We start from the raw sequence: 25,483 nt of genomic DNA on the forward strand, positions 1-25,483 counted from the left end.
TCACACTTTTTCGCTGTTGCTGTTCATCACATGGCGATAACGAATTAAGAGTCCAACGTTAGCTGCGTTTGAAGACAGGGTTTGGGCGACCTTATTTTACGGATAGAATCAGGTTCTAAATTTAAATTGATAATTCGCATATACGAGCAGTCCCTCTCGATCCCACCGCCGAGTAAAATCCAGTCGCTCAAACCCTGTCTTCAAACGAAGCTAACGTTGGCACCCCCTCATCGAATCGCCAAAATGTTGATCAGCGAAAGGCCGTGACGCTGCTTTATTTTGATTCCTTTAATTTGTTAATAGCATCGCGTTGGTCCTGCCTTACCGTTGGATATGTTATGCCTAGTTGCTCAAGATAGCTCTTATACTTTGCTGGATTGTAGTATGTCTTCTGCAGCTGGGGCTTGAATTGCGCCATTATTCCTTTGTTAAGAAATACTGCTGGCTTGTCTTCAGGCCTCATAAGAGGCGTGTATTGGATGTCTTTGGTCTGTATGTCTTTGAAATAGGCCTGCGACTGGCTTACTAAATCAGGCGACGTGAACAGATCGATCAGCGTAAGCCCTTCCACCTTTGCACCGGCAACGATACCCTTATGCGCAATGGGTGTCGCCATGGAGATCGCATTCGACCAATGATGCCCAGGCAAACCGGGAATGTTGGATGGGTAGTACAACACAATTGTTGGGACATTCCATGAAATATCGGCTATGTCATCACTTCCACCGCGAAGAGGAATCAGGGATTGCCCTATTAATCCTTTTAATTCGGGTTTGGCGTCGTCGGGAACGCCAATGGTATCGAGCTTGACCGGAAGACCTTCTACTTTTGTCGCCTTCAGTTCGATTTGTGCTGCTTTGGCGAGTAGCTGATCATCGTCGGACCATTTTGGCAATCCAACTTTTTTTATGTTTTGATACATCGCCGTGGCCATAGGCTTGTTGAAGTGTCCGGGCCAGGCTGAACCCAGGATCTGATAGCTGAATTTTGTATCCGTCATTAGTGACGCGCCTTCGGCCATTTTAAGTCCTGTGTCGAAAAGCTTCTTAATATCCGTATAAGTTCTTTCGCGGAAATAGTACCAGACTGATGCTTTGGAAGGAACGACGTTGGGCTGATCACCACCATCGGGTATCACATAGTGCGACCGTTGTGTGAGCGGAAGGTGTTCACGTTTATAGTTCCAGCCAACGTTCATCAGTTCTACGGCATCCAGCGCGCTACGCCCGCGCCAGGGAGCTCCGCCTGCGTGGGCGGCCTGTCCATCAAAGTCGAATTTAACTGAAACAAGTCCGGTGCTGCCGGCGTCGCCGTAGGAAACGAAGAAGTTGCTTCCCACGTGAGTAAAGATGCAGGCGTCCACATTCTTGAAAAAGCCCTCGCGTATATAATAAGCCTTGGTGCCTAACTGCTCTTCTGCAATACCGGGCCAAAGCATAAGTGTTCCGCTTAACTTTTCCCGCTCAAGGATCTTTTTCACAACGAGCGCGGTCACGATGTTGAGCGCCTGGCCCGAATTGTGTCCCTCACCATGGCCGGGTGCACCCTCTACTATCGGATCCCAATAGGCAACTCCGGGCTTTTGTGATGCCTTTGGAATACAATCTACGTCTGAGCCAAGAGCAATTACCGGCTTGCCATTTCCCCAACTTGCCGTCCACGCTGTCGGTATGTTCGCTATGCCTTTTTGAATTTTGAATCCATTCTTCTCAAGCAGTTGAGTCAGGTAGGTCTGTGTCTCAAACTCCTGGAAGCCAAGTTCTGCGAAGCTGAAAAGCATGTCATTGATTTGCTGTGCGAGTGGCGCCTGCTTGTCTACTTCGCGCAGCACCTCCTCTTTTAAACTGGCAATCTTTTCCGGAGAAAGTGTCGCTTGCCCGGATACAGCATGGCAAGCCAGCACTGTGGCCAGCATAATTAGAATATTTCTCATTGTGGTTTAGGTTATGAGGTAACATACAAAAAAAAATGATTCGCGAACAGAAGCGTGTGTCAAGAGGCAACTAAGCGCCCGTGAGGTTCGTTCACTCCAGCGCTTGCGCTTTTTCCGTCGCGAGTGCAACGAAGCGGCTACGTGGTCTCAAAGATTCGGTGCGAAACGATAACGCTCGAACGATGCCGAATGCGCAAACGCTTGTACTGGCGAATTCCGAATGCGAGTTTTTTATGGGTGCTGTCCAACGTTAGCTGTGTTCATATACAGGGTTTCAGCGACCTTATTTTACGGATAAAATCAGCTGCATTTCATTTCCAGATGATCCATTGAGACGAGCAGTCCCGCTCGATTTCACTGCCGAGTAAAATCCAGTCGCTGAAACCCTGTATATGAACACAGCTAACGTTGGCCACCTTAACCATACGACGCTATTGATAAACTGAACGCATCAAATAAAGCAGCAGGTTCACAGCTATTCGCTAATATTGCGCTACACACATAAACTTATGTTCACTGGCATCATCGAAACCATGGGAAAGGTCGTCCGGATTGACAAGGCGGCCAATACAATCTTCCACATAGATAGTAAACTGGGAGGGGAGCTGCGCGTGGATCAAAGCGTATCCCACAATGGCGTGTGTCTTACAGTAATTGACGTCAAAGGCACGCTTCACAAAGTTGAGGCTATCGACGAGACATTACAGAAGTCCAATCTGGGGTCACTGTCAGTAGGCGACGATGTTAACCTGGAACGTTGCATGCTGAACAATGGCCGGTTCGATGGTCATATCGTACAGGGCCATGTCGATCAGACAGGTGTCGTAAAATCGGTAACGGACGCCGACGGGAGCTGGATCTTCGTTATCACGTATGATCCCCGCCTGGGCAATGTCACAGTTGAAAAAGGATCTATAGCTATTAATGGCGTAAGTCTTACCTGCTTCAATTCTGGAGAAGGTGAATTCACCGTGGCGATTATACCCTACACTCACGAGCACACGACTTTTGGCACACTGAAGGCCGGCGATACGGTCAATCTCGAGTTCGACATCATCGGGAAATACGTGAAGCGATTATTGGATCGCGGATAATCGAAAGTCGCCCTGATGTGCTACATTCGTTCATCGAATGCAGCGGCAGGGGCCTCTTGCCGCTTGTTCATTTTCAGTGAATTGTTAACCATAAAACCCTCTGTTTATGATCGACCAATTAGTGAAACTTGTACAGCAGAATGCAGGTGATGCGATTGTTAACAACAATGCGGTCCCCAATCAGTTTAACAACGCTGCAATTCAAAGCGTGGCGCAGCAAATATTCAGCGGACTTCAAAGTGGCGCTGCTCAGGGCAATGTTCAGCAGGTAACATCTTTGTTTAATGGAGCCAGCGTCAGTTCATTGGCCAGCAATCCGATGGTCACTCAGATGATTTCAAAAGTTGCCGGCGACTTTGCTGCTAAGTTTGGCGTTTCGCCTCAGACGGCTCAGACCATTGCTGCGGGATTAATTCCTCAGGTAATGAATCAGTTCGTCAACAAGACCAACGATCCTAACGACAGTGACTTCGATTTGCAGGACATGCTGCGCGGATTCACCGGCAATAGCGGAATGAATCTTGGCGACGTCGCAGGGCAGGGAGGAATAGGCAGCGTGCTCGGGAAAATTCTGGGCTAAGCAGCATACACGTCCGGCATAAAACCATTGACTTGTAAGAGCATTGGTTTCAGGAGGCAGAGGAAGTAGTCACGCATGCACAATCAGCTGGCTTTCTCTGCCTTCATTTTTTCTATGCCGTTGCAGCCTGCCTTATACAGGAGAAAGGTTATTGCACCGCACATACTACCGAGAGCGGCGCCTGTGATGATATCACCCGGATAATGTACGCCCAGATAGATGCGCGAGTAACTGACCAATGCTGCCCAGACGAACAGCCACCGTGTCCATGGCCTTGCGATTACCAGAGAAAGCAAAACCGAAACACAGAATGTATTGGCCGCGTGGCTTGAAGGAAAGCCATAGTGGCCACCACGGTATCCATCAACAGTATGCACTTGCGCACTGAGTTCGCTGTTCCATGTCGGCCGTGGGCGTTCAACTATTGGCTTTATTAAAGTACTGGTCAGCTGATCCGAAAAAGTAATGCCGATCGCAATACAAATCACCGCTACGAAGGCACGGGCCTTCGGAAGCTTAAACAATTGGTACAAAAGGAATGCATAAAGCGGCAACCAGATCACATTTCCCGAACACCACATCATGACAGGATCAAGCCACGATGTGTGCATATCGTTTATGGCGAGAAAAGCGCGTTCGTCAAATTTGCTAAGCGTCTCAATCATCAGAGAAGGGATACGATCGCAGCTCTCTCGTTTTCCTGCCGGAGCCATTCGTAGGCATCATGGCCAGTGGCGAAGAACTGGTATTCCGCACCCATAGCGTGGATCTCCTCGTTAAGGAGCAAATTGTATTCGCGTACCAGCGGTTGTTTGGTATCTCCCAACACGGTTGCTATACGCTTCAAGCCATTTTTGATTGCATGTGGCATAATGCTTTCCATCATCCACCGCTGATCGTCATGATCGATGTTTCCCTGCCTGGTCATATCAGACAGATAGTTAGGTGTATTGTAAGTGCGTACGAATTCAAGGCACTTTCTGAATACACTCCGATACTCTTCACTGCTAACAGGTCGCAGCCACACAACGCCAGTTACATTAATCTTGGCATCATAGAAGATCTCCGCGTGCGCCTCCTGGTACAGAATCTGACGCTCAATGTTGGCAGGCTTTCTGAATTTTATTTTGAATCTGGTGAACCGATTCACTTCGCTCTCCACATCGATCACGCCGCTTAATGATTCACATTGCAGCTTAACCAGGTACAATCCAAGTCCTTTGCCTTCGGTATGAAAATGGAATCGCTTGTACAGCCGGAACAGGTGGTCCTTGTTGTGATGGAGATCAATACCCAGTCCGTTGTCCTCGATCTCCAGGAAGTAATAGTCGTCGTTTTCATGCGACGTTATTTGAATCACCGGGTTCCGCTCATTCGATCGGTATCGGATGGCATTGCTGATCAGGTTGTATAATATACTGCTGACCATCGGCTTTACCGAATAGATATGCGTGCAGCCCTGTAGGTTTGTAATGATTTCAACATGCTGCTCTTCAATGTCTTTTCTCAGCACCTGAGCTATATCATGTACCTCGCCCCCCAGATCAATTCGCTGTCGGATCCGAAATATATCATGACGGATATCAATGATCTTGCTAAGGTCTTTGATGATCTGATCCAACTGTCTGGTGGCAGTCATAAGATGCGAGAATATATCCTTGTCCGCATCATGCACGCGTCGGGTATCGATGAGGTTGATAAGTCCCAGTAAGCTGGCCACAGGCCCGCGAAGATTGTGAGATACAGTGTACGAGAATTGTCGCAGCTCATTATTGTGCTTGATCAGCTCCGAGTTCGTATCGGTAAGCTTTGCATTCTTCTCTATAAGCTCCGATTCCAGCGACTGATTACGGCTAAACAATTGTTTTCGCTGCTCGTCAATGAGTCGGTTCGCTTCAATCAGTTGACTCTGGCTTTCATGTACAAGGTCACTCTGCGCCTGAATCTCTACACTCTGTGCTTCTATCTCTGAATTACGCTCCATGAGGATCCGGTTAGCGAGAGCCAGATCTTCGATCAGTTCAACGTTCCTGTCTTCGTGCTTGTCTGATATATAGCGAAGGAAGCCAAGACTTGCCGTAATAATTCCGAAAGCAATGAAGACAACTACGTTAGTGAAATAATAGTTGAATACTCTGAGCTTGTCCTGCTGATACGGAACATCGAATAAAAAGTGCAAAGGATCATGCAGCATAAGAATCATCAACCCCAGCAGAGATGATGAAATCAGGGCAATTCGTTCATGCAACGAGAATACAACCCATGGGATAACGCATGAAGCCAGGATGACCATTCTGAAGGTGAAGTAATCAAGCTCTGCCTGCTGGTCATAATACAGTCGCTTCGAATAAATGGAAAGCGATGTCACCAGAATAGCAGGTCCGATGCTTAGCCAAACACGGCTGACGTAAATCCATCCCTGATTGTTAAAAAGGATAATAACGAAAGCACTGAATCCGGTGAGAGGGATTAACCAGGTTAGGGGATACCAGCCGTACCAGATGTAGTACATGAAGGCAACGATCAGACTTAACAGGAAGAAAATGGTCGCGATGGCATTGGCCAGCTGCAGGCCCCGCTGAGCGGAAGAAGTCGAGGGGTAATTAACTCCAGTGTTAACTAGCTTGTGCAGAAATTGCATGCGTCATTCTATTCACAATCGTACCTAACCACACAAATGTATCACAATATTGCAAATAAAGCACCGCAAATACCACCTCATGGCCGGTCATCATCACTTGAAACCGGGAGGCCGCATTAGCTAGCGACCAATGCCGGGTCGGTTGTTACGACTTTTTCTGGTGCCGCTTTTGCAATACGCCAAACACGTCTTTCAGTTTCACATTCTTTGCTGCGAGCAGTACAACATAATGATACAGCAGGTCAGCTGCTTCGCCCATAAACAGGTCGTTGTTATTGTCTTTCGCCTCGATAACGAGCTCGACAGCCTCTTCGCCTACCTTTTGAGCGACTTTATTAATGCCGGCGTTAAGCAGGGTGTTTGTGTAGGAACCCTTCTGTGGGTTTCCCTTGCGGTCCTGGATGATACCCTCGAGTGTTTCCAGGTTCCACGTTGCATTGTCTTCACCAAAACAGGTAGCCGCACCGGTATGGCAGACAGGCCCGGCCGGTATGGCCTTGACAAGCAATGTATCCTGATCGCAGTCAAGCAATACATCAACAAGGGTGAGATAATTGCCCGACGACTCACCTTTAGTCCACAGGCGTTTTTTACTACGACTGTAAAAAGTAACTTTCTTGTCGGCAACGGTCTTCTTGTAGGCCTCTTCGTTCATGAAACCCAACATGAGCACGACATGAGTTCGCGCATCCTGCACGACGCACGGTACGAGCCCGTTTAGTTTTGAGAAATTAATCGCTGATGAATTGAGCATGGTGCTATCGTATAGGAATGTGTTTTTCTTTCAAGAATGATTTCAACTTCGGGATCGGTACTTCGCCGAAGTGAAAAATACTGGCAGCAAGGGCTGCGTCGGCTTTGCCGAGTACAAATGCGTCTACGAAATGTCCAAGATTTCCAGCGCCACCTGAAGCAATAACGGGAATGGTAAGCAATTGATTCAGTTTACTGAGAGCATCGATTGCAAATCCGTTCTTCGTTCCATCGTGATCCATACTGGTAAACAATATCTCACCTGCACCACGCTCCTGGGCTTCCTTTGCCCAGGTGAAAAGTTTTTTTTCAGTTGGCTTTCGGCCACCGTGAGTATGAACCGTCCACGCGTTATCAATTTTGCGCGCATCAATAGCGACGACTATACATTGTGCGCCAAAGGCCCTGGAAAGCTCATCAATAAGTTCCGGACGGCGCACGGCTGCCGAATTGATGCTGACCTTATCCGCTCCGGCGTCGAGCAGCGGCGCAACGTCCTGAACACTCCCTATGCCACCACCAACAGTGAAAGGAATGTTAATGTGTCGCGCTATGTCTTTGACGAGTGTTGCAAACGTTTTGCGTTCCTCGTTCGTAGCTGAGATGTCCAGGAACACAAGTTCATCGGCACCCTGTTCTGCATATGAGGCACCCAATTCAACGGGATCTCCCGCGTCGCGGATGTTAACAAAATTTACCCCCTTCACCGTCCGTCCATCCTTGATATCGAGACAGGGTATTATGCGTTTTGTAAGCATCTTACATTTTTGCCAATTGTTCCAAACTGATCTTTCCCTCATAGATTGCCTTGCCTACGATCGCGCCATCCACTCCAATGGCCCGCAGTTCATGCAGATCTTCGATCACACTTACCCCGCCACTCGCGATCACATGCAACTGAGGAAAGCTCAGAAGTAGTTTTTTATACAACTCAACGTTGGGACCGCTCAGCATGCCATCGGTAGAGATATCGGTACAGGTAACATGTTCGATACCGCGTTGGATGTAGTCACGGAGGAAAGTAACTATGTTGATAGACGAATCCTGTTGCCATCCATTAATGGATATCATTTCATTTTTCACATCGGCACTCAGGATGATCTTTTCGCCTCCGAAATGCTCCAGCCATTCCGTTATCTTATCAGGTTGCTTGACAGCAATGCTGCCCAGGTTCACTTGCTTAACACCCAGATTGATCAGGCGATCTATTTCCTCGAAGGTTTTTATACCTCCTCCGAAATCCACGTTTAATGAGGTATTAGTTGTAATGGACTCGATGACCTGCCAGTTGACTACCTGACCCCGCTTTGCACCGTCAAGATCTACAAGGTGCAGATGTGTTAATCCTGCGGCCTCGAATGATCGCGCAACCTCGAGCGGATTCTCATTATAAATCTTCTTTTGGGCGTAGTCGCCTTGCGTTAATCTGACGCACTTGCCATCAATAATGTCAATTGCCGGAATGATTCTCATACATCTAGAAAGTTTTGCAATACGATTTGTCCTGCTTCAGCGGATTTCTCCGGATGAAACTGGACAGCATAAAAGTTGTTCTTATGCATGGCCGCGCTGAATGGTTGTATATAATCTGTCACCGCCGAAGTATAAGGATTAACCGGAACATAAAAGCTGTGCACGAAGTATGCGTAGGCCTGGTCCAGCTGCCTGCTCAGCCATCCATTGGTGAGCGTCATCGTGTTCCATCCCATGTGCGGCACTTTCATGTCGCCCTGCGGTACAAAACGCCGAACCGTCTCGTCGAATATTCCCAGGCATTGCGCTTCGTTTTCTTCCGAGTTTGCACACATCAGTTGCATTCCGAGACAAATCCCAAGCACAGGTTGTCTGAGGTCTTTGATCACCTGGTCCATCTTGTGTTCACGAAGGTAAGCCATAGTGGTACTTGCTTCGCCTACGCCAGGAAAGATTACCTTGTCGGCGGCAGTAATGGATTCCGTCTTATCTGTAATCTCAAAATCCACACCCATTCGTTCCAGTGCGAATGACAGAGACTGGATGTTGCCCGCGTTGTATTTTATAACTGCAATCTTCATGTCGTCATTAACCTTGTTTCCTGCTACAGAATTCCTTTGGTTGAGGGTAATTGATTCCCTTCCTTCCGTACAGCCATTTTGATTGATTTGGCAAACGCTTTAAATATCGCCTCAATCTTGTGATGCTCATTTACACCATCTGCTTTCACATTAAGATTGCACTTCGCCGTGTCTGAGAACGATTTGAAGAAGTGATAGAACATTTCTGTGGGCATCTCGCCGATCTTTTCGCGCTTAAACTCAGCTTCCCAAACAAGCCAGGGCCTGCCGCCAAAGTCAAGGGCCACTTGAGCAAGGCAGTCATCCATGGGAAGACAGTAGCCGTACCGTTCGATGCCACGCTTGTCACCAAGTGCTTTGGAAAATGCTTCGCCTAGTGCTAGTGCGGTATCTTCAATGGTGTGATGTTCGTCGATATGCAGGTCACCTTTTACACGAATCTCAATGTCGATTCCGCCATGTCGGGCCAATTGATCCAGCATGTGATCAAAGAATCCAAGTCCTGTCGAAATGGAGGCAACGCCCTGCCCATCGAGATTTATTGAGATATCGATATCTGTCTCCTTCGTTGTTCTCTTAACGTTTGCCTTGCGTCGTGTAGCCGTTACAAGGGCGTGGATATCTGACCAGCTTCTGGTGATGAGTGCGCAGCTTGACGTAAGTCCGGACTGATCAAGCTTTGCAGCAAAGCTATCGTCGTTAAGCAGTATGCCTTTGGCACCTAGGTTTCTGGCGAGCTCAACATCAGTTGTACGATCGCCGATCACGTAGGAGTTTGCCAGATCATACCCGGAGGAGAAATATTTTGTAAGCATGCCCGTTCCCGGCTTTCGCGTAGGAAGCTTTTCGGAAGGAAACGATCGGTCAATGCATACCTCTGAGAATCGGATTCCTTCGAGTTCAAATGCCCGCATCATCTTGTTGTGAGCAGGCCAGAAGGTATCTTCCGGAAAACGATCCGTTCCCAGTCCATCCTGATTGGTTACGATCACCAGTTCATATGAAGTTTCCAGTGCAATGCGGCGAAGCCAGTAGAACACGCCTGGATAGTATTCAAGTTTTTCAAGACTGTCGATCTGTTCGTCCGGCGGTTCGTTGATCAGGGTGCCGTCCCGGTCGATGAATAATACACGGGTCATTTGTTGACTTGTTGATTTGGTGATTCTTTGATTTTGATTCGGCACCAGACGTGCCGGTGTGGTTGTTCCGGGTTCTTAAGAGTCATGGCTCAAATTGCTTGGAGTCATATTGATTTGTTTTATAATCGTGGCGCGAACTCCTTTAGAATCAGGATACGATTTGTTTTAAAGCGTCTATAAGCTTGTCGTTCTCGCGCTGAGTGCCTACGGTTATGCGAAGGCAGTTGTCGCATAGCCTCACGTTGGAACGATCGCGCACAATGATGCCGATATTCATCAGCCGCTTGTAAATGCCGGGAGCGTCTGTGACTTTCACCAACACAAAGTTTGCATCCGATGGATATACTTTCTGTGTAATCGTCAGGCCTTGCAAAGCTTCGATCAGGCGGGTTCTTTCCTGGAGGATCTCCTTTACCCAACGATCTTTTTGATCTTTGTTAGATAGCGCTTCAACTGCAAGTTCCTGTGTTTTGATGTTTACATTGTAGGGATATTTGATCTTGTTCAGGACGGCGATTATTTCTTTCGACGCAAAGCACATTCCGAGACGAAGCCCGGCAAGGCCCCACGCCTTGGAGAAGGTTTGCAGGATCACCAGGTTAGGATACTTCGACAGTTCCGTCGTGAAGCTCGGTGCCGTTGTGAAGTCGATGTAAGCCTCATCTACCACTACAAGACCCTGAAATTGCTCCAGCAGCTGTATAATGCGTTCACGGTTCAACAGATTGGCCGATGGATTATTTGGACTGCAGAGAAAGATAAGCTTCAGCGAAGGATCGTTCAAAGCCGGGAATAGCGACAGGTCGAGATCAAAGTTCTGGTCGAGCGTCAGGGATATTGTGCGTACAGCGTTCACGTTGGCACACACCGAATACATGCCGTAGGTCGGCTCGGTAATAATGATACTGTCGCGATTGGGTTCGCAGAAAGCGCGGATCAAAAGGTCAATGGCCTCATCGCTTCCATTGCCCAGGAAGGTTTGTTCCGGTGTCACACCCTTAAGCGGAGATAACAATCGCTTTACTTCTGACTGCAAAGGATCAGGATAGCGATTAAAAGGAGAGGGGTACGGGTTCTCGTTGGCGTCAAGGAACACTTCCGCTTCTCCGCTGAATTCGTCCCGTGCAGAAGAGTACGGTTTCATTCGCCGGACATTGTCTCTTACAAGCGCATTAAGATCGAAAGTAGCATTGGATGGCATATATTCCTGCGGGCGTATGTAGATCTGATTGGACATATTGATCATGAATTTTGAAGCGCGTCGAGGCGAACGCGGACAGCCATCTTGTGACCGATGAGCTGTTCAGCTTCCGCCATAGTTTCAACTACCGGGCCAAGCTTCTTCAGACCATCTTTGGTAAGGCGCTGATAAGTGATGAATTTGCAAAAGCTCTCCAGGGATACGCCGGCGTACGATTTAGCGTATCCATTTGTTGGCAGCGTATGATTAGTGCCGGAAGCATAATCACCTATTGCCTCTGGCGAGTAATTGCCTAAGAACACAGAGCCTGCGTTTCTGATCTTATCAACAACGTCGTCTGCATCATCAGTGTTAATGATAAGGTGCTCGGGCGCGTATTCGTTTATAAAGTCGATGGCACGTTGCTGATCGGTCAGCACAACTACACGGCTGGACGCAAGAGCCTTTTCTGCTATTGCTTTCCGCGGCAACGCCTTTAACTGACGTTCGATCGACGCCTGGACCGTAGCTACCAATCCTTCTTCGTTCGTAACAAGTATCACCTGGCTGTCCTCGCCGTGTTCGGCCTGAGATAAAAGATCGGCAGCGACGAAATTTGGATCAGCTGTTGAGTCTGCCCAAACCAGCACTTCTGACGGACCGGCAGGCATGTCTATAGCTACTCCTTCTTCCATGGCCAGCTGCTTTGCCTTGGTTACATATTGATTGCCCGGACCGAAAATCTTATAAACGCGTGGCACAGACTCTGTCCCAAACGTCATTGCTGCGATCGCCTGCGCACCGCCAACCTTGAAGACCTGTTTAACCCCTACAAGGCTAGCGGCAAACAGAATAGCTGCATTGATATTTCCACTGGCATCCGGCGGAGAGCAGAGTATTACTTCCCGGCAGCCCGCGAGTGATGCCGGTATACCCAGCATCAATACAGTTGAAAACAGGGGAGCTGAACCTCCTGGAATATATATGCCAACAGTGTCTATGGGTACGGCCTTTCTCCAGCACAAAACACCACTGGTTGTTTCCGTCGACATTGGTTCTCGCGTCTGTGCCGCATGAAACTTTGAGATATTAGCAGCGGCTGTCGTGATGGCATCCTTCAGCGATTGAGGGAGCGCGCGCTCTGCGGCATCGAACTCATTCTGCGACACTCGAAGTGTTGAAACATCGGCCTTGTCGTATTGAAGGGTTAGTTCGCGAAGGGCCTTATCACCTGAGGCTTTAACCCGGTTCATTACATTCCGGACGGAGCTCTCCAGAAAGTCAAGCGCGAGCTGAGGGCGCACTGAAATCTCTGGCCAGATGTTCTTGTCGGGATTGAGAAATATCTTCATGGTTTTTGATGCTAAGTGTTGTTACACGGTCGTCTGTTCGATTACACAATCATCTTTCGACTACACGATCATTTTTTCAATAGGAATTACCAGAATGCCCTCTGCTCCGAAGGAGCGCAACAGGTCGATCTTCTCCCAAAAGTCATTTTCGTCTACGACAGAATGAAGGGAACTCCATCCTTGCCTTGCCAAAGGAATAATGGTTGGGCTCTTCATGCCGGGTATTACGTCGGTAATAAGCTTGATTGAATCGTTAGGACAGTTCATGAGGATGTACTTGTTGTTCTTTGCCTTCTTCACTGCCTCTATTCGAAAGAGAAGCTTGTCGAGGATGTCTGCCTTTTCGCCGTCCAGGCCTGGCGTTGCAATGATCACAGCTTCCGATTGCATCACGACTTCCACTTCCTTCAGCCCATTGCTAAGCAGAGTGCTTCCCGTACTTACGATATCGCAAATGGCGTCGGCAAGACCAATGCCCGGCGCAATCTCAACAGAGCCACTGATCTCATGGATGCCAGCCGAAATGCCATGCCTCTTCAGGAAGCCTTTTACAATATTCGGATAAGTGGTGGCAATGTTCTTGCCGTCGAGCGACTTAATGCCACCATACGTTTCTGCCCGCGGTATAGCGATCGAAAGTCTGCACTTCGCGAAGTCGAGACGCTTTACAATCTCATTGTTCTTTTGCTTCTCAACATAAATGTTCTCACCCACGATGCCTACGTCGGCAACGCGATCCTCAACGTACTGTGGAATGTCATCATCCCTTAAGAAGAGAATCTCGACCGGAAAGTTTCTCGCCTGAGTTTTGAGCTGGTCCTTCCCATTACTAAAGGAGAGTCCGCTTTCCTTGAGCAGCTCCAGCGATCCTTCCTGCAGACGACCTGATTTTTGAATGGCAATTCGTAACATAGTTTTGTAGTTAAACAAAAAAGGCCTGCCACATGTGGCAAGCCTTTTTTATGAATATTCTTTTATATCAGAACATAGCCTTGCCACTCACGGTGTTTCCATGGTGATGGTGGTGGCTAAAAGTGTTGCTGATTACTTTCATTTCGTATTTGCGGCTGCTAAGAAATCAAATTGTTCCCTTATCTCAAAATATTGGCCCGGAAAATTGAATAAACATGCAGGACATAGATTAGCCGCGACGCCGGTTGAACTCTTTCACTATAACAAAGGTTTTCGATGAAATCGATTTAACGGCTCACTTCTGCGGGCAAACAACTGTTCGCCCCGCCCATGCTCAACAATAGTTGACGAATTGAATAAGCTGCAGTTACTTCGCATTAGTCTATGAAGTACTTCCCTGATTTTCGCCTCGCCTTTCCATTGATAATATGTGTATCCGGAATTTACGTGGCCGGATGCGGCGACAGTAAGGAGACCCGGATGCAACGGTTCCTGGCTCAGAGCAACGCTATGCTGAGAGACCGGCAGTTGGAGAAAGCTGAATACTATCTGAAAGAAGCTCTTAAGATCGATTCGTGTTTTGCAGACGCATGGAACAACCTTGGCACGCTCTACTTTTCAAAGAAGGATTACGGCATGGCAATGGAACAGTACGATCAGGCCATTCAATGCAAAGGAGATTACCTGGCAGCCTATTTCAACAGGGCAAACACGGCATACGAACTGAAAGCATATTACAAGGCACTCGCTGACATAGACAAAATAATCATTGCTAAGCCGGATACGGCGGTAGCGTATTTTATGCGGGGATTGAACCTGGCTCGCCTTCGTGATTTTGAGAACGCGCGTGCCGCCTTCAGAAGCGCGCAGCAGCGCGAACCTGACAACGCTGAGATCATGGTCAATCTCGGGACGATCTACTACTATCAGAAGGACTACGACAGCGCACGGATCATGCTCTCACGGGCATTGCATCTTGATAACCGGGAGCCCAACATCTACAATACCCTGGCCATGATTTTCATCGAGAGAAAGCAATACGATTCTGCTTCCGCAATGATCGACAGGGCACTGGCCATCAGGCCGGAGGATCCTTATTTCATAAATAACAGAGGGTATCTGGCATTGCTCACAAACCGGTTGGAAGAGGCCCGCACAGACATAGACAACAGTATCATGAATGATCCGGAAAATGCATGGGCTTATAGAAACAAAGGACTCTATTACCTGATGAAGGGAAATACCGGAGAGGCAATTCGCCTCCTTGAAAAGTCCAGGTCCGTGGACTCATTTGTAGAGCGTGTCGATCAGTACCTGGCCGATGCTTACTTCGCAGCAGGCAATCGAAAAGAAGCGTGTTCACATCTGGAGGAGGCCGTTAAACGGGGTGACGTAAGCGAGGCAGAGAAAAGTCAAAGGTGTCGCCAGCTATGACATTATCTGCACTTGAATCATTTCTCAGTATGCGTCTAGCGACTCCGTTACCAGGGGCAGTTGCGCATGATTTGATGCGGGCCCGTGCCGTTGACAAGTCAATACCCAATTTTACCCATAAGCTGCCGCCTCGGCCGGGCGCGGTTTTGATCCTGCTATACGAAGACAAAGGAAGTATCCGTTTTCCGCTGATCAGAAGGCAGGAATATATCGGAGCACACAGCGGGCAGGTGAGTCTGCCCGGTGGGAAGACCGAACTCGGAGAGAGCCCGGTTGAAACTGCGTTGCGGGAAGCAGAGGAGGAAATCGGTATTGACAGATCGCTTCCTAAAGTGGTCGGTCAGCTCAGCAGCTTCTTTGTCATCCCGAGTAACTTTATCATAACTCCCATAGTTGCCACCATTGATCATGTCCCAGGCTTCAGGCCTGACAGCTACGAGGTGGCGGCTATGCTATCGGGCGAACTCGATAACCTTACCGCCGACAATGCTGTTCTCGAAAGCGAAATTGTAGCAGCGGGTCAGTATAGAATGATGGCGCCCCATTTCATCCTCGACGGCGCCATGGTCTGGGGAGCCACGGCGATGATCCTAAACGAATTCCGGCAGCTTGTACGCGAATTAAATGGTCCAGGTCAATAGTAGCCGCCTCCGCCACTTACAGCGTAGCCAGGCCCAGCCCTGACACTCTGCAGACCCGTAGTCAGCCGGTAAGTGATGGAATATTATTTGGAATAAGTCTAAATAACTGATATCATTGTGCTTTCTAGTATGGCTAAGGACCGCGAAAGTAGACTGATAATCAGTATTTTAAGTGAGAATGGAGTAGCGTTGCTCAGACTTTACCCTACGAAGGTGGTAAATTCTGACAGGAGGCAGGATATTGTGTCGGTGGCCAAATCATCAACCAGCAGGGAAGAATGAGTTTCGAGGTAGCCCCCACAACAGTCCTTATAGCCGACAAGCAACCGCTCACAGCCGCGGGTCTGGCGCGCTTTCTGGAGGATCTCGGCGACGTTAAAGTACTTGGCTTTGTTGCCAATGCAAATCAGCTTCGAAGCTTAATAAAGGAAAATCCGCCCGACGTGCTGATCGTTGACTACAACCTCGACGGATATATCAGTCGTGATGATCTTTCTGAAGTAAAAAGCTATTCACCGGACACCAACATACTGGTTATATCTTCCGACAGCAACAAGGCGGCGATACTGCAGGTGTTACAGCTTGGGGTTCTGGGATATGTTACGAAGTACTGTAGCCGCGAAGAGATTACGCAAGCTATAAATGCTGTTGCAAAAGGGGAGAAGTTCTATTGCGCCAAGATTCTGGACATCATCATGGAAAAGCACTTCTCCGCTTCGCCACCTGACGCGCCAACTTCTTCACTTACCGCACGCGAAACTGAAATACTCACATTGCTCGCGTCGGGTTATTCAACTCAGGATGTTGCAGATGAGCTGCATCTCAGCCCACATACTGTTCATACGCACCGAAAGAGTATCATTCGAAAACTCAGCATTAAGTCGCCCACCGAGTTTGTAATCTACGCGCTCGATTTCGGATTGATAAAGGCAAAGTAATTCCGTTGATCAAGACTCCCTGACGGTTTGTAACGACATCATCATTAATCATTTTTAAATTCGCTGGAGTTGAAGCAACCACGATCTCAGACGGCAACCAGCGTGCATCTATCAAAGTAGAGGATGGTGGTGAGCATCATTCTTCCATTGAGTCGTCTCTTCATTGAATCTTCGCTTCAGTAAGTAATTCTTTCACTTCTGTTGGCAATGCTAACCGAATTCGGGTAGTCATCTACAGGTATCACATACCCTGTTAGAGGTATAGCCACTTACCTCTCTATGGTGATATGATGTTCACCATAGTGAGTGAGAGTAAAATGACGTGTGCAGGCGATTGACGCATGTAGGAGTACCGTTATACTTTTGTTTAGAATTAATCTAAACAGAGATGCTACTCCGGATCCTTCTTGTATTCACGTGTGTTCATATAACAACTGTAACCAAATGTCTGGCGCAGGAGCGAATTATAACTGCAGGCAGTGCACTTACTGAGACTGTGTGCGCTCTCGGCAATTGTGATCAGATAATAGCTTCAGACAGGACAAGTCTGTATCCCTCTAGCATTCAGAAACTTCCTTCCATTGGATACCGCACGGGAATTAGCGCAGAAGGTATTATTAGCCTGAAGCCAACAATGGTGATCGCTGAGAAAGAATACGTGGATGACGCTGTGCTTTCACAGCTTCGCGCGACGCAAATCAAACTCGTTATCGTAGACAGAAAGCAGAACTGGGAGGACACGAAGAAGTTTATCAGGCAAATAGCCACTGCGTTGCACAAGGGAGAAGAAGGAGAGAAACTCATTACAACGAACGAATCACAACTGGCTGAGTCAGCCAACCTGTTGAAGAAGACTTCGTCGACGCCTAAAGTATTGTGCGTTTATAATAGGGGAACGTCAACTGTTAGTACGGCAGGCAAAGATACATTCGGGGATATTACCCAGTACATCGGCGCGACCAATGCGTTTGGAGGCGAGCAGGGCTACAAGCCGTTGAACACCGAAGCGCTTATCGCATCAAATCCAGACTATTTACTTCTGCTGTCCAGCGGTTATGAAAGTATCGGAGGACTTGATGGTGTGTTGAAGATACCCGGTGTTGCGCAAACTACAGCCGGCAAAAAGCGCCAGGTAATTGCCATTGATGCATTGCGTCTCACAAACTTCGGTCCGCGCTTCGGCGAGACCGTGAAGGAACTCGTCGTATTGCTGCATCCTGAATTGAAAACGAACTAGTGATGGTCGGGGCAATATCAATTTCCGACAGACACACCCGTATTGTGTTAGCGGGACTATCAGCCGTGTTGTTGGGTACCACGCTATTTTCTCTCTCAGTTGGAGCAGTACAGATTCCAATAGGCGATGTCGTTCTTCTATTGTTGCAAAAGCTGGGACTCTTCCACTCGAGCGAAGTAGACCAGACCTTTGCGATCGTTATGAACTCGATACGCATCCCGCGTATAGTGATGACGTTGGTGATTGGCGGGGCACTCGGAATAAGTGGAGCAGCACTCCAGGGCCTGTTTAGGAATCCGCTGGTGGAGCCAAGTATTATAGGGGTTTCCGGAGGAGCAGCCACAGGCATTGTACTGGTCGTTGTGTTTGGTGCCAGTTGGGGTTTGATGCAGCCAGGATTATTCCATGACTTGCTTCTACCCCTGGTAGCTTTTGGCGCAGGGCTTACGGCCACTATGGCCGTACTGCGTATGAGTAAGCAACTGGAGCAAACAAACATTGCCATTCTTGTATTGATGGGAGTGGCGGTAAATGCGCTGGCAGGCGCAGTAATTGGATTAGCAATCTTCTACGCGGACGAGAATCAATTGCGAACATTCATGTTCTGGACATTGGGTGATCTTGGTGGCGCGACAGTTGAGAAACTTTCAATAGCCGGACCGTTGCTGTTGATCGCATCGGTTCTTCTTCTCCGTTATGGCTGTTCTCTCAATGCATTGGTGCTTGGCGAAGCGGAAGCATTCCATTCCGGAGTCGACGTGGAGAGGACCAAGAGGCACATTGTTTTTCTCAGTGCGCTGGCAGTCGGTGTCAGCGTATCACTCGCAGGAATAATTGGCTTTGTGGGACTGGTAATACCCCATCTAATACGAACTCTTTTTTATGCCGATAACCGACTGGTGCTTCCTGCATCAATGCTGGGAGGGGCGTGGCTGCTGGTGATAAGCGATGTCGTAGCGCGGACTATAGTTTCTCCGGCAGAACTCCCCATCGGAGTGGTGACAGCTTTAATTGGCTCTCCCTTTTTCATAGTACTGCTTTTACGTGCAAAAAACAGAGGAGAATTCTGATGCTGCGCGCAGGTAACATATCGGTCATGATACGGGGAAAGCAGATCCTTCAGGATGTGTCAGTACAGGTTTTGCCGGGAAGATTTACTGCCGTCGTAGGACCAAACGGCGCTGGAAAAAGTACGCTTATTAAAGTGTTGGCTGGCGAAATAAGCTCCACAGAAGGCAGCATACAGATCAACGCCAATGAAGCGGCATCAATGAGCCCAAAGGCCATGTCTCTTGTGCGCGCAGTATTGCCGCAGCACACCCAGGTACATTTTGCCTTCACTGCGGAGCAGGTTGTCCTGTTGGGCAGGCAGGCGCATGCCGCAACGAAGAACGAGAACTCTGCTGTCGTCGGCGAAGTTATGGAACTCACGGGCACCAGCGCGTTCAGGTCGCGCATATACCATACGTTGTCAGGGGGTGAGAAACAGCGAGTACAATTGGCCCGTGTATTGGCCCAGGTTTGGGAGCAGACTCTATACCCGCGCTACCTTCTGCTGGATGAGCCAACCTCTAGCCTAGACATCGCTCAGCAGGATATCATTTTTTCACTGGCCAGATTGGCTTGTACGAGGAACATTGGTGTGTTGGCAATAATTCACGACCTCAACCAGGCTGTTCAGTTCGCGGATGAAATGGTCTTTCTTAAATGCGGAAGGTGTGTATGCGCGGGAGCACCACCGATAGTGTTTACACAATCGAATATCGAGACAACCTTCGGATGTCCTGTGAATTTGTATCACCTCGCCGGCCGCTCACACCCTTTCATGGTGCCATCGCACAATCCACTCGCGGACGCACCGTCGTTTCAACCATGCATTCAATTCAACAACAACGTAATAAATCAATAGTCATATGGAGATAGCAGAAACAAAATCAATAAACCTCAGCGCAAGGTGGGAATCCCTCCAGCAGGAGCGGCCCGGTGTTCGCATACGCGATGCCGCAAAAGTGATGGGCGTAAGCGAGGCCGCACTCCTGGCAACGAAGACAGGTGAAGATGTTATCCGTCTTCATGGTCCGTGGCCAACTTTGCTTCAGCGATTCAAAGAGTTGGGCAGGGTAATGTCGCTAACGAGGAATGATGCTTGTATACTCGAGCATAAAGGTAGCTTCCAGTCTATCGATATCATTGAAAACGGAGCTCACGCGATGGCTACCGTTATAGGACCTATCGAAACGCGTGTGTTCTTCGCCGCATGGACGTTTGCCTTTGCGGTTACAGAGACGAAGTCTGACCGGATTCTCAAGAGCATCCAGGTGTTCGACAAAGCCGGAGATGCAATCACAAAGATCTACTTGCAGGAGGGCAGCAACGAGGAAGCGTTTAACCGCATTATCTCTGACTTCCGTGCTTCGGATCAGAGTGAAAATCTGAAAACTACATTATACAGTGCCGAAGAGTTTAACGATCAGCCAAATGATGAAGCTCTGCTTTCTGACTGGGCTTCATTGAAGGATACGCACGAGTACTTTGGAATGTTGCGCAGGCATAAAGTCCGGCGCTACGATGCCATGGAGATAGCGAAGGGAAAATTCACAACACCGCTTGACGCACAGCTCGCGCCTCTGCATGTACTTGAAAAGGCAGCAGCAGCAAAACTTCCTATCATGATTTTCGCAGGGAACCGCGGCAACATTCAGATCCATCAGGGCAAAGTCCGTACTGTTAGGGTGCTTGAACGTGGGCACACAGGTCCTGAGCGCTGGTTGAATATTCTTGATCCGGATTTCAACATGCACCTCAAACAGAATGATATCGCTACGGCCTGGTTAGTGACAAAGCCCACAACGGATGGCATAGTTACTTCGGTCGAACTCTTTGACAATAGACAGGAGATGGTCGTTCAGTTCTTCGGCCTTCGGAAGCCGGGGATACCGGAGCGCGAAGAATGGACTACGCTTGTGAACACGCTGGTGCCAGCAAGTATATGATACAATTGCGATTTGGGTGGTTGATAATCCTGGCCACGAGCCTGGTGGTTATTCAGAATGCTACGGGCCAGGATTCAATTGCCACGAAGAACCTTGATGCTGTTATCGTGACGGCTACACGCAGTGAAAGAGCTCTGTCGGAACTACCGGTTCCTGTAACTGTGATACCGGCCTCTCAGATCCGAAATATGGGATCGTTGCGTCTTAACGATGTACTTGTTGAGCAAACGGGCATGGCTATCGTCAGTGATCATGGCACCGGTGTACAGCTGCAGGGGTTCAGTCCTGAATATACACTTATCATCGTCGATGGCGAGCCTCTGATAGGCAGAACCTCCGGAACGCTGGATCTCACCCGCATTGCTGTTGGAAACATTAAGCAAATCGAAGTAATGAAAGGACCCAGCTCGAGCCTTTACGGCTCTGAGGCTCTTGCAGGAGTAATCAATATCATCACCGATCGCCCGTCGGGCACGAGTGGAAATATTACAACGCGTTATGGCACGAATGAAACGTTTGACCTGGGAGCAAGCTTAAACCTCACAAAGTCGAAGTTCGGCCTATACGTATTTGGTAATCACTATCGCACGGGTGGTTATGACTTCGACCCGGAGACTGTGGGACAAACGGTAAGTCCATTTGCCAACAGCACGTTTCAATCACGGCTCTCTTATAAATTATCGGACCGAACTCAGCTGACTATTTCGGGGCGCTACTTCTATGAAACACAGGAGAATGCCAGTAACATCGGCACGACTACAGTTCCATTGGTGGTCGATGGTACAGGGGATGTAACAGACTGGAACATAAATCCGGTTGTTACGCACAAGTTTACCGACCGGCTGAAGACTACGTTTCGATTCTATGGTTCAAAGTACGGAACCAATTCCCGGCTTACTTACCAGCAAGACGGCGCATTGTACGACGACACTTATTTCGATCAAGCATTCTATCGGCCGGAAATACAGGCCGAGTACTTCTTCAATGAGAGAAACGTGCTTAGCCTGGGCGTTGGCCGGATCTGGGAGAGTGTTGAGGCAACACGGTACGATGATAGAATGAAGTATCAGACGAATTATGTATACACTCAATATGAGTGGCAGCCGCTCAAACGTCTCAATGTTCTGGCAGGTCTGCGATTTGATGATCATTCGGCTTACGGTTCACAGTTAAGTCCTAAGTTATCGCTTCAGTACGATGCTGCGAAGTGGCTTGCCGTTCGTGCCTCATATGGCGTTGGATTTAAAGCTCCGGATTTCCGGCAACTCTACCTCAACTTCACCAACTCCACCGTCGGATACACGGTGCTTGGTTCCAAAATGGTTGAAGACGGTGTAAAACTGCTTCAGGAGCAGAATCAGATCCAGTCGATTCTTGCGGATCCTTCAACCTTTGGTGACATCAAAGCAGAATCATCGCGGGCTTACAATTTTGGTTTCAGGCTAAAGCCTCTCGAAAGGCTAACAGCAAACCTGAACTTCTTCCGAAATGATGTCTCTGATCTCATAGACACGAAGGCTGTTGCATTGAAAAACAACGGTCAACAGGTATACAGTTATTACAATATCTCCGAGGTGTTTACTCAGGGGGTGGAGGCCGACGTCGCTTATTCAATCGCAGGTGGCATAACGATATCAGGTGGATATCAGTACCTCGATGCCAAAGACAAAACAGTACTGGATCAGCTAAAGGAAGGTACTGTCTATGCGCGCGACCCCGGTACAAATATGACTCGTCGCGTGAGCGAGGATGAATATGGAGGTCTGCTGAATCGATCAAAGCATATGGCCAATGCAAAACTGTTTTACGAGCACGAGAAAACCGGATGGAGTGCGACAGCAAGGATCATTTATCGCGGACGTTATGGTATTGCTGACACGAACAATAATAATATCCTGGATGCAGATAGCGAATACGTCGACGGATATGCCACCATTAACATCTCCGCGGGTAAAACTTTTACCCGATGGCTAAAGCTGCAGGCTGGATGCGATAACCTGTTTGACTACACCAACAAGTCTTACATATCCTCACTTCCCGGGCGATTGATTTGGGCAAGTATAGGACTGACGTTCGCAGGGAGATCAACTATGAGCAACAATTAATAATTCACCTAACATAACAAACGAATAAAATGAAAAGGATAATGAGAATGAACGCGGTTTTGCTGGTTTCACTGACACTTTTGTCTGTATCATGCGACGAAGATGATGCCCAGCCAAAAGTCGAGCCGCTCACCGCATCGGAGGTAAAGGATCTCGATGCAACGAGCACCAGTAAGTTCACACTTTATAGCTTTAATAGTGGCGCTGTAGTTGCTAACGCAGATAGTGCATCTGCTAAATGGGATATTGGATTCAGAGGTACGACCATTATTCTCAATGGTGGCGTAAGCGGTCCGGGAGTTGCGTCTGGCCAGATCGTTGACGGAATCTTTGATGAGATTGTGGAGGCACCTGCCGCAGGCTATAACCAGGACAGCAATACAACCAAGGCAATAGTCGGAAGTGGCGGCTGGTACACTTATACGGGAACGGCAAGTGTTCCTAATCACGCTATTCTTCCAAACGCTGGCAAAGTACTCATTCTGAAAACGGCGGAGAGCAAATATGTGAAGGTGGAGGTCATCAGTTATTACCTCGGCAATCCTTCAACTGGTACAGCGGAATTTGCTGATCTCGCTTCGCGTCCCGCTTCCCGTTACTACACCTTCCGCTATCTGTATCAGGCGGATGGAACAACCAATCTGCAAGCAACCGAGTAATGCCGATGCATCAAAAACAAGACTCTCCACTTAGCATCCTGGCGGAATGCGCCAACGGCTACATAGGTGTATGCGATTGCTGCCTTGAGTACAACTTCGTATACAAGAATCTGTTGCTGGCATTCAGCCAGGATGAGCTGGTGCGCTTTTGTGAGTGGTTGATTAGTTACCGTCATCACCGCGAAACGTTTCTTCCTCTTCCGCATGGTCGTACACGGGTATACAAAAGCCCACTGAGCAACATGTTCATTGCCTTTCACGACGAAGAGCTGGATGATGTTGAGCAAATGTTTTGTCAGGCGAGACTTGTGATTGAGGCTCGCGGGATCGTGCAGCCTCAATAGGGCCGTCCAGCCATCAGAAGTCTAGCCTGGCAAGCTTACAGCCAGCCCAAACCTGGAATAATGCAAGAGTACCACCAGTGGGACAAGAGCGTACAACGAACGGTCCCTCATGCCTGGCATGTCACTATAAGGTCACTGTAACGTCGCTATAAGGTCACTGTAACCTCCATCAATTATCTGGGCAAGACGCCCAGGCCTACCCTATGAAGGGTATATGAAATGACTTTATCAGGGGATTTGGGTAGTCGAAATCTGACATTATTTTTATAATTTAAAATCGGTCTAAATAGACGTCGTGGTGAAGAAAGAAAAGACGAATAAAGTGAAATACTGGATAGGGAAAGCCCATTTGTGGCTTGGACTAACTTCCGGATTGATTGTCTTCATTATTGCTATCACGGGTTGTATTTATGCCTTTCAGGCCGAGATTTCAGATGTTATCCAGGACTATCGATTTGTTGAAGCACAGAACCGTCCTGTGCTGCAGCCGTCTGTCCTGAAGCGCATAGGGGAGGAGACGCTGCCTGGCAAGCACATGCATGCGATCCTTTACGCAAAGCCAGGCCGGGCGGCCCAAGTGATCTACTACAATTTGGACCCCGAATACTATTACATCGTTTATCTCAACCCGTATACGGGCGACGTGCTTAAGGTGAGCGATGAGAACGCTACATTCTTCAGATTTATATTGGACGGGCACTTCTACCTGTGGCTTCCTCCCACGATTGGTCAACCAGTGGTGGCGACGGCAACATTAGTGTTCGTGGTAATGCTGATATCAGGTATTGTCCTCTGGTGGCCTAAGAATAAAGCCGCTTCCCGTCAGCGCTTCACGATAAAATGGAGCGCCCGTTGGCGTCGCAGAAACTATGACCTTCATAATGTACTTGGATTCTACAGCTCGGCAATAGCATTGGTTTTGGCGTTGACAGGATTGGTATGGGGATTTCAATGGTTCGCGAACGGACTTCACAAGGTAGCAGGTGGGGAGAGATCTCTATTGTTCACGGAGCCTCTGTCTGATACTACCAAATTGTATAACCAGGAACAACTGGCTATGGATGTTCTGTATACAAGAATGAGAGCTGAAAATCCAACGGCAAAAATTCTCGAAGTACATATTCCGGAAACAGCCGCATCTGCCATTGAGGTAGCCATCAATCCCGACGATGAGACTTACTGGCAAACAGATTACAGATACTTTGATCAGAATACTCTTGCAGAGCTATCAGTGGACCATATCTATGGAAAACTTTCGGACAACAATGCGGCGGATAAACTCATCCGCATGAACTATGATATTCATACAGGGGCTGTAATTGGGCTTCCCGGAAAAATTCTTGCCTTTTGCGCCAGCCTCCTGGTTGCCTCATTGCCAATTTCCGGATTCTATATTTGGTACGGCCGAAGGAAGAAAGAGAAGTCGGAAGGCCTGGTAAAACTTGGAAAAAAGGCTTCAAAGATTCAGGTGCCAGTTCCGGTACAGTGATTAAT

Annotated in this window: 24 protein-coding genes; 13 read left to right on the forward strand and 11 right to left on the reverse strand. The window is 48.4% G+C overall.

All coding sequences use genetic code 11. The annotated features are described in order from the left end of the window. Positions 1-274: 274 nt before the first annotated feature. Positions 275-1,933 (reverse strand): amidohydrolase, encoded by a 1,659-nt coding sequence (locus WBG78_RS25380; protein WP_443092803.1) that lies wholly within the window; start codon positions 1,931-1,933, stop codon positions 275-277. Between the two features lie 509 nt (positions 1,934-2,442). On the opposite strand from WBG78_RS25380, the gene WBG78_RS25385 reads away from it, so the two are divergent. Then, the gene (locus WBG78_RS25385) at positions 2,443-3,027 is read left to right on the forward strand and encodes a riboflavin synthase (RefSeq protein WP_337329320.1); all 585 of its coding nucleotides are present in this window, start codon (positions 2,443-2,445) and stop codon (positions 3,025-3,027) included. Positions 3,028-3,133: 106 nt separating this feature from the next. Then, the gene (locus WBG78_RS25390) at positions 3,134-3,607 is read left to right on the forward strand and encodes a DUF937 domain-containing protein (RefSeq protein ID WP_337329321.1); all 474 of its coding nucleotides are present in this window, start codon (positions 3,134-3,136) and stop codon (positions 3,605-3,607) included. Positions 3,608-3,690: 83 nt separating this feature from the next. Here WBG78_RS25390 and WBG78_RS25395 read toward each other — a convergent pair whose 3' ends face one another. From WBG78_RS25395 to hisG, 10 genes are all read right to left on the reverse strand, one after another. Then, positions 3,691-4,272, reverse strand: a complete 582-nt coding sequence (locus tag WBG78_RS25395; RefSeq protein WP_337329322.1) for a phosphatase PAP2 family protein — start codon at positions 4,270-4,272, stop codon at positions 3,691-3,693. After that, positions 4,272-6,248: a sensor histidine kinase gene (locus WBG78_RS25400; RefSeq protein ID WP_337329323.1), complete on the reverse strand. Its 1,977-nt coding sequence runs from the start codon at positions 6,246-6,248 to the stop codon at positions 4,272-4,274. Before WBG78_RS25400 ends, WBG78_RS25395 begins: the two co-directional genes overlap by 1 nt. Positions 6,249-6,393: 145 nt before the next feature. Continuing rightward, positions 6,394-7,002 carry a bifunctional phosphoribosyl-AMP cyclohydrolase/phosphoribosyl-ATP diphosphatase HisIE gene (gene hisIE, locus WBG78_RS25405; protein WP_337329324.1) on the reverse strand — a complete coding sequence of 203 codons (609 nt, stop codon included), beginning with the start codon at positions 7,000-7,002 and terminating at the stop codon, positions 6,394-6,396. Between the two features lie 4 nt (positions 7,003-7,006). Next, a complete protein-coding gene (gene hisF / locus WBG78_RS25410) occupies positions 7,007-7,759 on the reverse strand; it encodes an imidazole glycerol phosphate synthase subunit HisF (RefSeq protein ID WP_337329325.1) in 753 nt (250 codons plus the stop codon). 1 nt (position 7,760) lies between these two features. After that, complete coding sequence (gene hisA, locus WBG78_RS25415; protein ID WP_337329326.1) at positions 7,761-8,474, reverse strand: 1-(5-phosphoribosyl)-5-[(5-phosphoribosylamino)methylideneamino]imidazole-4-carboxamide isomerase; 714 nt, start codon at positions 8,472-8,474, stop codon at positions 7,761-7,763. Next, positions 8,471-9,055 carry an imidazole glycerol phosphate synthase subunit HisH gene (gene hisH / locus WBG78_RS25420; RefSeq protein WP_337329327.1) on the reverse strand — a complete coding sequence of 195 codons (585 nt, stop codon included), beginning with the start codon at positions 9,053-9,055 and terminating at the stop codon, positions 8,471-8,473. The genes hisA and hisH overlap by 4 nt, the downstream gene beginning before the upstream one ends. A 23-nt stretch (positions 9,056-9,078) precedes the next feature. Then, positions 9,079-10,194, reverse strand: coding sequence for a bifunctional histidinol-phosphatase/imidazoleglycerol-phosphate dehydratase HisB (hisB, locus tag WBG78_RS25425; RefSeq protein ID WP_337329328.1), 1,116 nt, complete (start codon positions 10,192-10,194; stop codon positions 9,079-9,081). 148 nt (positions 10,195-10,342) lie between these two features. Further along, entirely contained in the window at positions 10,343-11,431 is a 1,089-nt protein-coding gene (gene hisC, locus WBG78_RS25430) for a histidinol-phosphate transaminase (protein ID WP_337329329.1), read from the reverse strand. A gap of 5 nt (positions 11,432-11,436) precedes the next feature. Further along, on the reverse strand, positions 11,437-12,726 hold the full coding sequence (hisD, locus tag WBG78_RS25435; protein ID WP_337329330.1) for a histidinol dehydrogenase: 1,290 nt from the start codon (positions 12,724-12,726) through the stop codon (positions 11,437-11,439). A gap of 60 nt (positions 12,727-12,786) precedes the next feature. Then, positions 12,787-13,638, reverse strand: coding sequence for an ATP phosphoribosyltransferase (hisG, locus tag WBG78_RS25440; RefSeq protein ID WP_337329331.1), 852 nt, complete (start codon positions 13,636-13,638; stop codon positions 12,787-12,789). Positions 13,639-14,022: 384 nt separating this feature from the next. Between hisG and WBG78_RS25445 the strand changes: the two genes are divergently transcribed. The 11 genes from WBG78_RS25445 to WBG78_RS25495 all read left to right on the forward strand — a co-directional run bounded on the left by WBG78_RS25445 (position 14,023) and on the right by WBG78_RS25495 (position 25,478). After that, positions 14,023-15,072: a tetratricopeptide repeat protein gene (locus tag WBG78_RS25445; protein ID WP_337329332.1), complete on the forward strand. Its 1,050-nt coding sequence runs from the start codon at positions 14,023-14,025 to the stop codon at positions 15,070-15,072. Beyond that, on the forward strand, positions 15,069-15,713 hold the full coding sequence (locus WBG78_RS25450) for an NUDIX hydrolase (RefSeq protein WP_337329333.1): 645 nt from the start codon (positions 15,069-15,071) through the stop codon (positions 15,711-15,713). Before WBG78_RS25445 ends, WBG78_RS25450 begins: the two co-directional genes overlap by 4 nt. A 278-nt stretch (positions 15,714-15,991) precedes the next feature. After that, positions 15,992-16,651 carry a response regulator transcription factor gene (locus WBG78_RS25455; RefSeq protein ID WP_337329334.1) on the forward strand — a complete coding sequence of 220 codons (660 nt, stop codon included), beginning with the start codon at positions 15,992-15,994 and terminating at the stop codon, positions 16,649-16,651. A 388-nt stretch (positions 16,652-17,039) separates the two neighbouring features. Further along, positions 17,040-17,888, forward strand: coding sequence for a heme/hemin ABC transporter substrate-binding protein (locus tag WBG78_RS25460; RefSeq protein ID WP_337329335.1), 849 nt, complete (start codon positions 17,040-17,042; stop codon positions 17,886-17,888). 2 nt (positions 17,889-17,890) lie between these two features. Next, positions 17,891-18,958: a FecCD family ABC transporter permease gene (locus WBG78_RS25465; protein ID WP_337329336.1), complete on the forward strand. Its 1,068-nt coding sequence runs from the start codon at positions 17,891-17,893 to the stop codon at positions 18,956-18,958. Further along, positions 18,958-19,797: a heme ABC transporter ATP-binding protein gene (locus WBG78_RS25470; protein WP_337329337.1), complete on the forward strand. Its 840-nt coding sequence runs from the start codon at positions 18,958-18,960 to the stop codon at positions 19,795-19,797. The genes WBG78_RS25465 and WBG78_RS25470 overlap by 1 nt, the downstream gene beginning before the upstream one ends. Positions 19,798-19,801: 4 nt before the next feature. Then, the gene (locus WBG78_RS25475; protein WP_337329338.1) at positions 19,802-20,881 is read left to right on the forward strand and encodes a hemin-degrading factor; all 1,080 of its coding nucleotides are present in this window, start codon (positions 19,802-19,804) and stop codon (positions 20,879-20,881) included. Further along, positions 20,839-22,986 (forward strand): TonB-dependent receptor plug domain-containing protein, encoded by a 2,148-nt coding sequence (locus WBG78_RS25480; protein ID WP_337329339.1) that lies wholly within the window; start codon positions 20,839-20,841, stop codon positions 22,984-22,986. The genes WBG78_RS25475 and WBG78_RS25480 overlap by 43 nt, the downstream gene beginning before the upstream one ends. Positions 22,987-23,015: 29 nt before the next feature. Continuing rightward, entirely contained in the window at positions 23,016-23,645 is a 630-nt protein-coding gene (locus WBG78_RS25485; protein WP_337329340.1) for an HmuY family protein, read from the forward strand. Positions 23,646-23,650: 5 nt separating this feature from the next. Beyond that, positions 23,651-23,989, forward strand: a complete 339-nt coding sequence (locus WBG78_RS25490; protein ID WP_337329341.1) for a DUF6686 family protein — start codon at positions 23,651-23,653, stop codon at positions 23,987-23,989. Between the two features lie 298 nt (positions 23,990-24,287). Then, positions 24,288-25,478 (forward strand): PepSY-associated TM helix domain-containing protein, encoded by a 1,191-nt coding sequence (locus WBG78_RS25495; protein WP_337329342.1) that lies wholly within the window; start codon positions 24,288-24,290, stop codon positions 25,476-25,478. Positions 25,479-25,483: the final 5 nt, after the last annotated feature.

Origin of the sequence: Chryseolinea sp. T2 (assembly GCF_037203685.1) — a bacterium.
Classification (GTDB): Bacteria; Bacteroidota; Bacteroidia; order Cytophagales; family Cyclobacteriaceae; genus Chryseolinea.